At 70.1% G+C, this 13123-nt stretch carries 15 protein-coding genes and 1 tRNA gene; 10 read left to right on the top strand and 6 right to left on the bottom strand.

Annotation, left to right across the window (positions count from 1 at the left end):
- Positions 1-49 precede the first annotated feature (49 nt).
- The 3 genes from Hhyl6_RS08605 to Hhyl6_RS08595 all read left to right on the top strand — a co-directional run bounded on the left by Hhyl6_RS08605 (position 50) and on the right by Hhyl6_RS08595 (position 1186).
- Positions 50-529: a GNAT family N-acetyltransferase gene (locus Hhyl6_RS08605; RefSeq protein ID WP_483738797.1), complete on the top strand. Its 480-nt coding sequence runs from the start codon at positions 50-52 to the stop codon at positions 527-529.
- Between the two features lie 75 nt (positions 530-604).
- A tRNA-Gln gene (locus tag Hhyl6_RS08600) sits at positions 605-677 on the top strand.
- A 77-nt stretch (positions 678-754) separates the two neighbouring features.
- The gene (locus Hhyl6_RS08595) at positions 755-1186 is read left to right on the top strand and encodes a universal stress protein (RefSeq protein ID WP_483738796.1); all 432 of its coding nucleotides are present in this window, start codon (positions 755-757) and stop codon (positions 1184-1186) included.
- Here Hhyl6_RS08595 and Hhyl6_RS08590 read toward each other — a convergent pair.
- Positions 1183-2367 (bottom strand): anion permease, encoded by a 1185-nt coding sequence (locus Hhyl6_RS08590; RefSeq protein ID WP_483738795.1) that lies wholly within the window; start codon positions 2365-2367, stop codon positions 1183-1185. The genes Hhyl6_RS08595 and Hhyl6_RS08590 overlap by 4 nt on opposite strands.
- A gap of 118 nt (positions 2368-2485) precedes the next feature.
- Positions 2486-3142, bottom strand: coding sequence for a lactate utilization protein (locus tag Hhyl6_RS08585; protein WP_483738794.1), 657 nt, complete (start codon positions 3140-3142; stop codon positions 2486-2488).
- Between the two features lie 149 nt (positions 3143-3291).
- On the opposite strand from Hhyl6_RS08585, the gene leuS reads away from it, so the two are divergent.
- The 4 genes from leuS to Hhyl6_RS08565 all read left to right on the top strand — a co-directional run bounded on the left by leuS (position 3292) and on the right by Hhyl6_RS08565 (position 7320).
- A complete protein-coding gene (leuS, locus tag Hhyl6_RS08580) occupies positions 3292-5931 on the top strand; it encodes a leucine--tRNA ligase (RefSeq protein ID WP_483738793.1) in 2640 nt (879 codons plus the stop codon).
- A 160-nt stretch (positions 5932-6091) separates the two neighbouring features.
- Positions 6092-6787 carry a cupin domain-containing protein gene (locus Hhyl6_RS08575; RefSeq protein WP_483738792.1) on the top strand — a complete coding sequence of 232 codons (696 nt, stop codon included), beginning with the start codon at positions 6092-6094 and terminating at the stop codon, positions 6785-6787.
- A 57-nt stretch (positions 6788-6844) separates the two neighbouring features.
- Entirely contained in the window at positions 6845-7051 is a 207-nt protein-coding gene (locus Hhyl6_RS08570; RefSeq protein ID WP_483738791.1) for a heavy-metal-associated domain-containing protein, read from the top strand.
- 62 nt (positions 7052-7113) lie between these two features.
- Positions 7114-7320 carry a heavy-metal-associated domain-containing protein gene (locus Hhyl6_RS08565; protein ID WP_483738790.1) on the top strand — a complete coding sequence of 69 codons (207 nt, stop codon included), beginning with the start codon at positions 7114-7116 and terminating at the stop codon, positions 7318-7320.
- Positions 7321-7323: 3 nt separating this feature from the next.
- Here the strand turns inward: Hhyl6_RS08565 and Hhyl6_RS08560 are convergent, their stop codons facing one another.
- Complete coding sequence (locus tag Hhyl6_RS08560; protein ID WP_483738789.1) at positions 7324-7743, bottom strand: GIY-YIG nuclease family protein; 420 nt, start codon at positions 7741-7743, stop codon at positions 7324-7326.
- A 5-nt stretch (positions 7744-7748) separates the two neighbouring features.
- Positions 7749-8039: a hypothetical protein gene (locus Hhyl6_RS08555; protein ID WP_483738788.1), complete on the bottom strand. Its 291-nt coding sequence runs from the start codon at positions 8037-8039 to the stop codon at positions 7749-7751.
- Positions 8040-8133: 94 nt separating this feature from the next.
- Here Hhyl6_RS08555 and Hhyl6_RS08550 point away from each other — a divergent pair, with 94 nt between their 5' ends.
- A complete protein-coding gene (locus Hhyl6_RS08550) occupies positions 8134-8766 on the top strand; it encodes a rhomboid family intramembrane serine protease (protein ID WP_483738787.1) in 633 nt (210 codons plus the stop codon).
- A gap of 1 nt (position 8767) precedes the next feature.
- On the opposite strand, the gene Hhyl6_RS08545 is transcribed toward Hhyl6_RS08550, so the two are convergent.
- Positions 8768-9505 (bottom strand): ribonuclease H-like domain-containing protein, encoded by a 738-nt coding sequence (locus Hhyl6_RS08545; protein ID WP_483738786.1) that lies wholly within the window; start codon positions 9503-9505, stop codon positions 8768-8770.
- A gap of 341 nt (positions 9506-9846) precedes the next feature.
- On the opposite strand from Hhyl6_RS08545, the gene Hhyl6_RS08540 reads away from it, so the two are divergent.
- Entirely contained in the window at positions 9847-10224 is a 378-nt protein-coding gene (locus Hhyl6_RS08540; protein WP_483738785.1) for a universal stress protein, read from the top strand.
- On the opposite strand, the gene Hhyl6_RS08535 is transcribed toward Hhyl6_RS08540, so the two are convergent.
- On the bottom strand, positions 10221-10958 hold the full coding sequence (locus Hhyl6_RS08535) for a MinD/ParA family ATP-binding protein (RefSeq protein WP_483738784.1): 738 nt from the start codon (positions 10956-10958) through the stop codon (positions 10221-10223). The two genes, Hhyl6_RS08540 and Hhyl6_RS08535, sit on opposite strands and share 4 nt — an antisense overlap.
- A gap of 124 nt (positions 10959-11082) precedes the next feature.
- Here Hhyl6_RS08535 and Hhyl6_RS08530 point away from each other — a divergent pair, with 124 nt between their 5' ends.
- The gene (locus Hhyl6_RS08530; RefSeq protein ID WP_483738783.1) at positions 11083-13122 is read left to right on the top strand and encodes a DUF6517 family protein; all 2040 of its coding nucleotides are present in this window, start codon (positions 11083-11085) and stop codon (positions 13120-13122) included.
- The last annotated feature ends 1 nt before the right edge of the window (position 13123 follow it).

The raw sequence follows: 13123 nt of genomic DNA, 5'->3' as shown, positions 1-13123 counted from the left end.
GGTTGCCGCTGTCACCTCCGTTGAAGTATCGGCTGGCCGAACAGCCGCCGTGACCGACCTCACGGTCCGCCGGTTCGACCCGGCCGACGCCGAGGCCGTCTGGGGCCTCCACGAGCGCACCCGCCGTGACCCCGGCGGCTACGACGAGGCGTTCGCTCACCGGGGGACGGACCTGCGGAACGTCGCCGATGCGTACCTCGCTCCGGGCGGGGAGTTCCTCGTCGGCCGCCGCGACGGCGTCCTCGTCGCGATGGGCGGGTTCCAGCCCCACGAGACGGTCGCCGAGGCGGTCGTCCTCCGACGGATGCGGGTCGCCCCGACCCACCACCGCTCGGGGTACGGCACGCGCGTCCTCCACGAACTGGAGGCCCGCGCCCGAAAGCGCGGGTTCCAGCGGGTCGAACTCGACACGTCGCTCGTCCGGTCGGCGGCCGTCGCCTTCTACGAACACCACGGCTACGAGTGCGTGGGTCGGGAGGACGTCGACGCGGGGGACAGGACGCTGCTGTTCTACGAGAAGTCGCTGTGACCCCTGCTGTCGTTTCGCAACCCCGCTCAATCGCGCAACGCTTACAAGGGACCGATGGCTACAGAGGAGTGCAACAGTCCATTGGGGTAGTGGCCAATCCTGAAGCCTTCTGGGGGCTTCGACCCTGGTTCGAATCCAGGATGGACTACTCTCCTCCGTTCCCGACCGCCGAGCGGTGGCGCCGTCACCACCCGGCTACTTGTCGCTGCACACACGAGGTGTGGTATGGCGCCCGAACACGTCCTCGTTCCCCTCGATGGCTCGCCGCTGGCCGACGAGGCGCTGGTCCACGCCCTAGAGACGTTCGACTGTCGGCTGACGGTGCTGAACGTCGTCGCGCCGCTGGACAGCGCCATGAGCGAGGGCGGCATTCTCGAACCGGGTGAGGAGCGACGCGAGGAGGCGCTGACGCGGGCCGAGAGCCTCGTCGAACGGGCCGAACGCCGCGCCGCCGAACAGGACCGCACCGTCGAGACGGCGGTGGAGACGGGCGACCCCGCGGAGACGATTCTCGACTACGCCGAGGCGCACGAGGTAGACCAGATAGTGATGGGGGGCCACGGCGGGACTCGCAACGAACTCGCGCGGCGACTGCTGGGGACGGTGGCGACGGCAGTCGTGAGCGAGGCTCCGGTGACGGTGACCGTCGTCCGCTAGCCCAACACCGTCGCGAATGCCCGGTAGAGGGCGAACCCGACGGCGACGGAACTCACCAGCGTCAGCGCCCAGAAGCCGAGCGTCACCCCGATTTTGCGCCGCGAGACGCCCGCCGACCCGCCGGCGAGGCCGCCGCCGATGACGCCGGAGATGATGATGTTGTTGAACGAGATGGGGATGCCCAGCGCGATGGCCGTCTGGGCGATGATGAAGCCCGGGACGAGCGCCGCGATGGAGCGCCTGACCCCCAGTTGGGCGTACTCGCGGGCGGTGGCCTGCAACAGTCTGGGCGCGCCCATCCACGCGCCGCCGAGGATGCCGACGGCGCCGATGCCGAGCAACAGGAGACCGGGCAGGCCCAGTTCCACGCGGTAGAGGTTCTCCAGCGGGCCGGTCGCCAGTCCGACCTGACTCCCGCCGCTGGAGAAGGCGACGACGCTCCCGAGGGCGACGAGGAACGTCTTGATGCCCTTGTCGACGGACTGCTGGGTGCGCCGCCGGATGAACAGGAAACTCGCGGCGGCCGCGAGACCCGTCACGAGGACGACGACGCCCGACAGGGGGACGAGCATGGCGGCGAACCCGGCGATGGAGTTCTGGGTGGCGCCGGCCGGGGCGGGGATGACGCTCAACTCCACGTTGGCGACGATGCCGCCGACGACGGCCGCGAGCAGGGGGACGCCGACCGTCTCTGGGATGTCGTCGCGGCGGAGGATGGTGGCGGTGAGGTAGGCCAGCCCCCCGGAGACCGGCGGGACGAGCGCCCAGAACGTCGCGATGCGCCGGTACGTGTCGAAGACCGGCGCGCCGCCCAGCGAGAGGCCGACGCCTACCATCGCGCCCGTCGTCGCGAACGCGGCGGGGACGGGGTAGCCGCTGTAGACGCCGAAGGCCATGAACAGCGTCGCGGTCAGCAGACCGGCCGTCGCCGCCAGCGACGTGATTTGCACGCCGTCGATGAGGCCGGCCCCGACCGTCTCGGAGATGCTCCCCCCCTGCGTGAGCGCCCCGAGCGCGGCGAGGATGCCGATGAGGAAGGCCGCTCGCATCGTCGAGATGGCGTTCGCGCCGATAGCGGGCGCGAACGGCGGCGAGTTGCTGTTGGCCCCGAGCGCCCACGCGGTCACCAGTCCCGTCACCGTCGCGAGGGCGACCAGCGCCCAGAAGACGAGTCCCGCCACCGACGACTCAGCCCTCCCGGTGCAGTCGCGTCGTACTCATTGCCGGGGATTCACGCGCCCGACCGATAAACGTTCCCGCGACGGCGGGTCACGGTAGCGAGGGCGGACGGCGGGACGGTCAGTAGCCGAGCGACTCGCGGACGAGGACCAGCGTGGTGCGCCCCTCCTCGGCCTCCCGTCGGTAGACGAACTGTTTCGCGATGGCGCTCCCGGTTCCGTAGGCGTCCCGGGCGCGCGCGTCCTCCAAGGGGTAGGCGACGTCTTCGAGGCGGTCCAGCGCGGCGTCTAAGTCGTCGACGATTTTGTTCGTCCCGGCGACCAGCAGGAGGTTCTCGGCGGCGAAGGGGTACGCGCCGATTCGGCTCCCGGAGGCGTCGGCGGCGACGAGTTCGCCGGTCCGAGCGATGGCGTTGACGCTCCCGAGGAAGTAGTCGCTGGCCTGTGCCTCCCGACGGGCGCGTTGTCGCTTCTCGTCGTCGTCGATGCCGTACACCTCGCTGTGGACGTTCTCCCACTCGTGGTCGCCCTCGGTGAGGTACTCAACGAAGCCGATTTCTTCGAGCGTCGTGGAGTGGCCGTCCATCACGGACGCGCCGGCGGGGATGCGCGCCTGTATCTCGTCGAGTGCGGCCGTGCCGTCCTCGACCACGACGACGTCGAACCCGTTGGCTTCGAGGTTCTCGACGGTGGCGTCGAGTTCGTCGTCGCTCGGTCTGTCGTCGAGTGATTCGTCGTAGGACACCGCGTCGGCGTAGCCGTCTTTGTTCTGGGACACACCGAGACGGTCGCGTCTCGCGGTGAAAAGCGCTCGCGGACGCCACTGTCACCCGGTGACGGCGATGTTACTGTGGTGGTCGGTCCCACTCACAGACGCTCGGGCGGCCGAACACTCATGTGCCACGCCGTCCCACTCCGAGGTATCGAATGTCGCGCCGCTACGACCACGCACGGGTCAAGGAGTACTGGCAGCACGTCTGGGAGCGGGAGGGGGTCTACGACTGCCCCGACGACACCGACGACCCGACCTACGTGCTGGGGATGTTCCCCTACACCTCCGGCTCGTTGCACATGGGCCACATCCGGAACTACGCCATCACCGACGCCTACGCCCGCTACCGTCGGATGGCGGGCGACGACGTCCTCCACCCGATGGGGTGGGACGCCTTCGGGCTCCCGGCCGAGAACGCGGCCTACGAGCGCGACACGGACCCCGAGTCGTGGACGCGGGCCTGCATCGAGCGGATGCGCGGCGACTTGGAGGAGATGGGCTTTGGCTACGACTGGTCTCGGGAGATAACGACCTGCGACCCCGAGTACTACCGGTGGAACCAGTGGCTGTTCACCCGCCTGCACGAGGCCGGCCTCGTCTCCTACGACTCGGCGACGGTCAACTGGTGTCCCGACTGCGAGACCGTTCTCGCGGACGCGCAGGTCGAGACCGAGGCGACTGGCGGCCACGACCACGGTCACGGCGGGGTCTGCTGGCGCTGTGGCACCGCCGTCGAACAGCGCGACTTGGACCAGTGGTTCCTCACCATCACCGACTACGCCGACGAACTGTACGACGGCCTCGACGACTTAGACGGGTGGCCCGAGGGGGTCCGTGACAGCCAACGCAACTGGATAGGCCGACAGGAGGGCGCTCGCGTCACCTTCGCGGTCGACGGTCACGACGTCGACGCCTTTACCACTCGCCTCGACACCGTCTACGGCGCGACGTACCTCGCGCTGGCACCGGGTCACGAGGTGGTCCGCGAACTGGCCGAGGACGACGAGCGTATCGCGGAGTACGTCGAGTCGGTCGCCAGCACGGACGACGCCGGCCTCAGCGGCGTCGAGACGGACCGCACCGCGACCCACCCCTACACCGGCGAGGAGATACCGGTCTACGTCGCCGCCTACGTCTTGGACGACGTGGGCACCGGCGCGGTCATGGGCGTGCCCGCCCACAACGAACGGGACCACGCCTTCGCGGATGAGCACGACCTGCCGGTCGAGCAGGTGGTCGAACCCGTCGACGGCACCGGGACGAACCTGCCGGACGACCCCTACACCGACGACGGGATGCTCACCGACAGCGGCGAGTACGACGGCCTCGCGAGCACGGCCGCCAGGGACCGCCTGCTGGAGCACGACGCCGCCGCGGAAGCGACGACCTACCGCCTGCGGGACTGGCTCATCTCCCGTCAGCGGTACTGGGGCACGCCTATCCCGATGGTCCACTGCGAGGACTGCGGACGGGTGCCGGTCCCCGACGAGGACCTGCCCGTCGAACTGCCGGAGTACGTCCAGACGACGGGCAATCCGCTCGACGCCGCCGAGGAGTGGAAACGGACGGAGTGCCCGGACTGCGGGGCCGAGGCGACCCGCGAGACGGACACGATGGACACGTTCGTCGACTCCTCGTGGTACTTCCTGCGCTATCTCTCGCCGCACTTCGAGGACGCCCCGTTCGACCAGCAGACCGCAGACGAGTGGCTCCCGGTCGACGTCTACGTCGGCGGCGAGGAACACGCCGTCCTCCACCTGCTGTACATCCGCTTTTTCACGCGGGCGCTCGCCGACCTCGGCCTGTTGAACCGCCGGGAACCCGTCGACCGCCTCATCAATCAGGGGACGGTGCTCCACAGCGGCGAGAAGATGTCCAAGTCGAAGGGCAACGCCGTCGCGCCCCACGAGTACGGCGCGGAGACCACCCGCCTGTTCGTCCTCTCGGCGGCCCATCCCGCACAGGACTTCGAGTGGACGGTCAAGGACGTCTCCGCGGCCTACGACTTCCAGCAGACTCTCTACGAGATGGTCGACGCCTACACCGCCGGACAGGAGACGCGTACGGAGAGCGCCCCCCACGACGCCTACCTCGAACGCGAGATAGACCGGACCATCGCCGCCGTCACCGAGGAGTACGACCGCTTCCGGTTCCACCGCGTCGTCGGCGAACTCCAGCGGTTCGCCCGCTTACTCCGCCGGTACGCGGGCTACGACACCCCCTACCGGTTCGCCTACAGTCGCGGCCTGCGGGTCCTGACGAAACTGGTCGCGCCCATCGCCCCGTATCTCGCCGAGGAACTGTGGCACCTCTTGGACGAGGAGGGCCTCGTCGTCGAGTCGCCGTGGCCCGAGTCCCTGCGGGACGTCGCCGAGTTCCGCATCGAGCGCCAACTCGTCCGGACGACGCTCGACGACGTACGCGACATCACCGACGTCGTCGACATCGCGGACCCCAACGAAATCGAGGTGGTGGTCGCCGAGGACTGGAAGTATCGGGCGTACAGCATCGCACAGGACGCCGACCCCGGCGACGCCATCGTCGGCGAAATCATGGGCGAGGAGTCCATCAAACAGCACGGCGACGCCGCCGCCGATTACGCCGCCGAACTCGCCGACCGCGGGGCGGGGCTGGAACCCGTCGTCGACGGGGACCGGGAACTCGACGTGCTCTCGCAGGCCGCGTGGCTGTTCGAGGACGAGTTCGCCGCCGACGTGACGGTGCGGCGGGCCGACGGCGACGACGACTTGGCCCGGAAAGCCCGGCCCAACAAGCCGGCCATCCACATCTCCTGAGGCGGACCGAGCGCGGACACCCGAATTCTGGCCGGCGGTCGCGCCGACAGCGGCAGCCACGGTAACGTCGTCTTAGTGACAGTCACGGGACCTTGACAAATGGTACCGCATGACAAACTCTGGCGGCGATGTTTCTGCCGGTACATAACTACGCTCGGCGGTGACGCGGTTCTACTCGGGCGACTTCGCCCCGGAGAACGCCATGACACGAGACGACGACCCACCGACACGCACCGACACCGACCCTTCGGCCGCCGAGACACGCGACGGAGACACTGACGCGGGCCGCGTCGCTTCTCTCCCGTTCCTGCGGCGCGACTTCCTCTCCGACTCCGCGAAACTGGGGGCCGGCGCGCTCGCGCTCTCGTCTACCGGGGGCGTCGCCGCCGCGCAAGCTGACAGCCAGACAGAGGACGGACAGACCGACGACGGGCAGGTCGACCAGCCAGAAGGGCTGAGCGTCGAGGTGCTCGCCCCGCACGCGACGTTCACCGACGACGTGGGGATGGCGCTCGGCGTCACCTTCGCGCAGGGCGGCGACGAAGCGGCGTTCGTTCGGGACCCGTCGACTGTTCTTATCGCCCGGGTGACGTTAGAACCCGGCGGGACGACCGGTTGGCACACCCACCCGGGACCGGTCGTCGTCAACGTCGCCGAGGGCGCACTCGACGTGGTCTTCGCACACACCTGTACCACCCACTCCTACGCGGCCGGCGAGGCGTTCGTCGACCCCGGCGGCCACGCCGAAGTCGCGATGAACCCGAGCGACACGGCTCAGGCGATGGCCTACGTGCTGTTCCTCGGCGTCCCCGACGGCGAGTCGCCGACGACGCACGTCGAGCCACAGGACTGCTGAGTACCGCCCTGCACGCGGGTCCCCACGTTTTTCCGCCTCGCCGGCGTACCGCGGCCCATGGAGCAACGCACGCTCTCGGTGAGTGGCATGTCCTGCACTGGTTGCGAGGAGTCGGTCGAGGGGGCCGCTCTCGGCGTCTCGGGCGTCGAGGCGGCGACGGCGGACCACGAGGCCGGCGCCGTCGTCGTCGAGACCAGCGGTGCCGTCGACCACGACGCGCTGTCGACGGCCGTCTCGGAAGCGGGCTACTCGGTCGTCGACTGAGGCGTTCGCTCGGCCCGTCCCGCGGCCCCACATTTTTCCTCCTCGCTGGCGTATCGCCGTCCATGCGACAGCGCACGCTCGCCGTGACCGGCATGGAGAGCGCCGAGTGCGAGAAATCAGTCGAGGGGGCTCTCACGGGCGTCACCGGCGTCAAGTCGGCCCTCGCCGACGAGGAGACCGGCGAGGTCACCGTCGAAGCGGAGGACGACGTCGCCGACCAGTCGCTGTTCGACGCGATTACCGACGCGGGCTACGACCTCGTCCGCTGAGGCTCAGCCGGCGTCCCCGTGAGCGCGCTCGACCGCCGCCAGCAGGGCCCCGCGGTCGTCCCCGTAGTGGAGGTGCGAGCGACAGCCACAGTCCGAACAGCCGAACGCCTCGACGGCCTCGAACTCCTCACTCTCGCCCAGTCGACGGGCCACGGCGCACTCGACGGCCGCGTGGGTCGTGACGGCGGCGTCGAACCGCGTGGCGTCGTCGCCCAAGAGATAGTCGACGTGCCAGTGGCGGGCGTCGTTGTCGCCGCCGGCGACGGCGCGGTGGCGGTCGACCCGGGAGAACCCGCCCGCGCCCAGTGCGCTCCCGGTGTAGGCGTACCATCCCGCCGGGAGCGACAGGTCGCCGAGCGCGCCGACGGTGACGGTCCCGTCGCGGTCGCGTTCGAGGACGAGGGTGTACGTCCCGCCGTCCATCCCGCTCAGGCGCTCATCTCGGCGTCGGCGGCGAGGTCGCCGAACCCGCCGAGGCGGAACTCACGGGAGTCGGTGCAGTCGTCCTCTCGGGCGGCGAGTTCGCCGACCAGCCAGTTGAACCGGCGCTCGAAGCCGTCGTACGGGGCGTCCTCGAACGTCTCCAGCACCGCGTCGGCCGTGAGGCCCTCGTCGTACTGCTCGGCGAACGCGGCGACGTTCTCGGCGGCGGTCTGTGCGGTGTCGGCGTCGGTCTCCTCGCCGAAGGCGTCGTCGAGCGAGTCGCTGAGGTCGGACATGTGCGGGCCCACGCCGTGGGGCCACGTATGCGTTCTGGACTCCGACGACCGGGCCACCCTCCCCTTTCTTGTGGATTGGCCGACAACATACTGTATGCGCCGTCCCGCCGAGAGTCCGACGCTGGTGACGCTGCTGGCCATCGGCGGTGTGTTCGTCCTCCAGCAGGTCGTCGGCGTCGTCGCCCGCCAGCGCCACCTCTTCGCGCTGTCGAACCCGCTGTTCGACCAGCCCTGGACGCTGGTCACGAGCGTCTACGCCCACGCGGGCCCCTCTCATCTGCTGGCCAACGCCGCGGCGCTCGCACTCGCCGGCCTCCTCTTGGAACGGACGACGACGAGCGCGCGGTTTCACGGGTTCTTCGTCACCGTCGGTGCCCTCTCCGGGGTCGCACAGGTGTCGTTCGTCGGCCTCGTCGGCCCGCTGATTCCCGGCGTCCCGGCGAGCGTCAGCGTCCTCGGGGCCAGCGGCGCCATCTTCGGCCTGTTCGGGTACCTGCTGGCGGCCAACCGCTTCACCGAGACGGTGGTCGGCGGGTTCCAACTCCCGGCCCGCGCACAACTGGCGCTGGGGGGCGTCCTCGCGGCGGTGATTACGCTCCTGACGGCCAACCCTGGCGTCGCGCTGGTGGCGCACTTCACCGGCCTGTTGCTCGGGTTCCTCGCCGGCCGAGCGCACCTGTTGCGTCCCGGCGACGCGACGCCGGAGGCCGACCCGTCCCGGTTCTGAGTCAGCGGACGAAGACCTGTTCGTCGAGGCTTCCGGTCACCTCGTCGGCCAGCGTCCGGAGGTTGACGGTGTCCTCGCGGTTGTACGAGACGAGTTTCTCCAACGCGCCGTCCCGGCCGCTCTCGTGTTCCCGCCAGAGGCGGACCGCGTCGCGTCCGGAGATGTCCGGCCGGTCGCGCTCGATACCCACGTCCTGCTCTATCTGTTTCAGCCCGCCCGAGAGGCCGATTTTCTTGCAGGTGTACATCAAGTCGAGGTGCGGGCGCTGGAGGTCGACGTCGAAGTTCGCTTCGAGGAAGGGGACGTCGAAGCGCTTGCCGTTGAACGTCACCAACAGGTCGGCGTCGGCGAAGGCCGCCCGGAGGTTCCCGGCGGTCAGGTCGTCGCCGGCCACCAGCGTCTCCGTCTCGCCGTCCTGGTGGAGGCTGACCGTGGTCACCTGATTGCGGCGTTCGTCCAGCCCGGTCGTCTCGATGTCGAAGAAACACGCCCGGTCGCGGAACGTCTCGTAGAGTCGCCACTGTTCGCTGTTCGGGAACTGCCGGTCGAAGAAGCCGACGTCGGCCGCGTCCAGACGCTCGCGGCCGTCCTCGATGAACCGCTGGATGCGGTCGCCGCGTTTCCCGCCGACGACGCCGGGTTCGAACTCGTCCCAGTGAGTGACCCCCTGCTCCCAGATGGACCGCTCTGTCTGCTCGCCGACGCCGTCGACCCCGATGAAACTGTTCTCGACGCGCACGCTGTCGGATAGCGGGGGCGGTGTATGTAAGTTCGTCGGGTAGCGAGGGACCGACGACCGTCGGTCCCTCGGACAGCGAGCGGCGACGCCGCGAGCAGTAGCGAGAGCCCGAGCGAAGCGAGGGCTCTCGAAGCGGAGCGGTGACTGAAGGGAACCGCGGAGCAGGTAGCGAGGCCCCGACCTCTGGGCGGGGCCTCGAAACGGAACGGCGAACGGAGTGAGCCGTGGAGCAGTAGCGAGCGCTGCGAACGAAGTGAGTGACCCGCGGAGCAGTGGCGCGGGACCGACCGACGGGGAGCGCCCCCGAAACGCCGAAGCCACCGGAGCGCCCACCCCGAGGTATGACCGACTACCTCGTCGGCGCGGCGTCGGTGCACGTCACCGCCGCCGCCGCCGACTACCTGCAGGGACGCCTCGACCCCAGTGCGGACAGCGTCGTCGTGGTCGGCGTCCGGGAACCCGACGCGCCGTCGCGCGACGCCGGCGACGCCGCCAACGTCGCCCGGTCGCGGCTGGCGGCCGCGATGCCGGAGACGGAGACGCGGGAGGGCGACCCGACGACGGAACTGCTGGCGGCCGTCGAGGAGCACGACCCGGACGTGGTCGTCCTCGGCCCGAACCGAGGCACCGAGGGGGCCGACGGCGTCGGGTCGACGGCCCGCGCGCTCCTCGAACGCGCGGCCCGACCGGTGGTGGTCGTCCCGCTTCCGGACCTCTAGGGGCCGACGCGGTCGAACAGGCTCTCGTCGGGGAACGACAGGTCCAGCGTCACGTCTACCACGTCCTCGATGGCGGCGGCGACGGCCGGGGCGAGCGTCGACTCCGGGTCGAGCGCCACGGGGACCTCCGCGTCAGGGTCTGCCGTGGGTAGTCCGTGGTCGGCGTCGTCGACGGGCACCGCTCCGTCCGCGTCCGGGCGCGTCGCGAGAACGGCGTCGGCGGGCGCGTCGAGGTCGCGACAACGGCCGCGCTGTCGCGGGAGGAGGTCACGGCCCCGTCGGGTCGCCGGGACGACGAGGGCGCGCCGCCCTGCGGTCGTCAGTGCCGCGACGGACTGGTTGGCCGCGACCGGCGGCACGTCCAGTAGGACGTGGTCGAAGCGAGTGGCGGCGTCCGCGACGGCCGTCTCGAACGCTCGGGCGCTTTCGGGGGTCTTCGCGCGGGCGACTCGCTCGAACGGCGCGTGGGCGGGACACAGCGCGACCCGTCCGGGCACGTCGAACCCTGCGTCGTACAGCGCCTCGTCCAGCGTCGCCTCGCCGGTGAGGACGGCGGTCACGTCCGCCGCGATACGCCCCTCGACGTGCGTCGCCAGTCCCTGCGTGGCGAAGGCGGCGTCGAGGACGGCCACCGACCGGCCCGCACGGGCCAGCGTCGCCGCCATCTCTACTGCGGTTCTCGTCGTCCCGGCACCCCCAGTCGCCCCTGTGAGGGCGAGCGTCGAACTCCCCATGACACCCCGTGTATCTCGGTCCGGTACAAAAAGTTCCGCGTTTCGACGGGAAGAAATCAAGCACGGCTGACGAGAAAAGTTATACTCCGGGTAGCCCTACACTACTTCCCAGTGGAGTACCAAGATGACGCAAGACGGCGGCGCTGACTCGTGGCGCAGACGGCAGTTCCTCCGCACCGCGTGTCTGACGGGGGTGACGGGCGCACTCGCGGGCTGTCAGGACGCCACGAATCAAGAGTTCGAGGCTGACCCCGTCGTGTTGCCGTCGGCCGCTCAGTCCGACCTCGGGTTCTCTTCGGTGGTCGAACAGGCTCGGCGACGGGAGGTAGAACGGTCCGTCGATGGACAGGCGGTCACGGCGACCGTCGAGAGTTTCGTTTCGGTGTATGCCCGGACGGCGGCGGAAACGGTGCGGGAGGAAGCGTACGCGGGCCCCCCGCTGCTCTTGCGGTTCGCCGGCGGGTCCGACCCGTTTTCGGGGTCGGCAGACCGCCTGCTCGCCGCGCCCGCGACGGCCGCCCACACCGTCGGCGGCCACCTGTCGCTCCTGCAGAGCGACGGGGTCCTCGACCCGAACGGCGTCGTCTTGTTCGTGCCGGCCGCGGCGCTGTCGGACCGCGGCGTCGACGCCGGGCAGGTACTCGCCGTCGCCCACCGGTCGGCGTTCTCCGACGCACCGCTCGTCCCGGCCGAGAACGGCGTGACGTTTCCGGGCCGCATCTTCTTCCCTGACTCGGTGTTCAGCGTCGGTGCCGAGTGGTTCCCCGACGAGGACTGGGTACTGCCTGGCGACGACGCGAGTTCGCAGGTGGCGTTCTTCCCGGGACGGGGCGGCGACGGCGCTGTCACCGACCGGACCGGCACGCCGTTCGATGCCGGGACGCCCCTCGACGCCGACTACGTCGCAGCGCCGGCGGACGCGTTCTTCGACATCGGCGCCTCGGTGACCGACCCCGAACTGCTGGCCGACTCTCTCGGCCTCGACGCCGACCTCTCGGTGGCCGACGCCGGACGCGTGGCCGACGACACGGGGGTCGTCGTCTTCTCCGACCGCGAACGCGGGGCCCCGTTCGCGTACGTTCCCGGCGAGACGCTGTTCCCGAACTCGGTGCGCCTCCCCGACTCAGTGTTCTCGGGGGCCCACCCGGTACTCGCGGCCTCTCTCGGCGACCTGTTCCCGGACTCGGCGTTCTTCTCGGAGTCGCTTTTCCTCTCGGACTCGCTGCTGAACCCCGAGTCCCTCGCGCTGTTCTTCCCCGTCGACCCGGTGTCGGAGGTGCCGGCCCCGTTCTCCATCGTCGACGCCGGGATGGGACTCTCGCCGAGTGGCACGTTGCTGTTCTTCCCGGCCGGCCCGGCCGCCGACGGGCCGGACCCCGCGGGGTTCCCGGACACGTTCTTCTACCCGGACGCCTCGCCCTCCTCCGCCACCGTGCCCATCCCGGAGGCGTTCTTCTATCCGGATTCGGCGCTCTTTCCCGACTCGGTGTTCGTCACGATGGAGGCAAACGCCCACCCGGTGTCGGGCGGGGCCCTGCCGTCTACGTTCCCGAACGCCATCTTCTTCTCGACGGACCCGTTCGCGCCGACGGAGGTGCTCCACTTCCCCGGGGACTTCGGGCTCACGGCCGCGGCAGTCGAGGCGGCCGGGACGCAGGTCACCTACGACCGGGCGATACCCTCCGAGAGCGTCGACACGACCGAACTGGCGGCCGCGCCGCTCAGCCTCGGCGTCCTCAGTACCCCGCTCGCGACCGTCTCCGGCCAGTCGGTCAACCCCCTCGCCCGGGCCGACCTCTCGGAGTTTCTGACGCACGCACGGGCCGAGGCGTTCCTCTCGTCGTCGGGCGTCGGCGACGGCGGCGTCGAGTGGGCGCGCGGCCCGACGCGACTCGACACCGAGGAGACGACGCTGCTCGGCGAATCGGTTTCGTTGGAGACGTACGCGGGGATTATCGACGGCTCGGACCCGAGCGCAGTCTATCTCCACCTCGCACGGGTCGAGGACGGGAACGGCGTCGTCGTCAGCACGGGCGTCCACGGGTCCTCCGTCTCCGACGCCGACCGACCGTTCGTCGGCCCGGACGGCTACGTCTCACAGACTCGCCTCGACGGGTATCGGGCGGACGTCGTCGCCGCCGACGAGGCGCTGACCCGCCGCTGAC

The sequence above is a fragment of the Haloarcula sp. H-hyl6 genome, assembly GCF_056934455.1.
The sequence above is the reverse complement of the archived record's forward strand: the minus strand, read 5'-3'. Positions and strand labels throughout refer to the sequence as shown.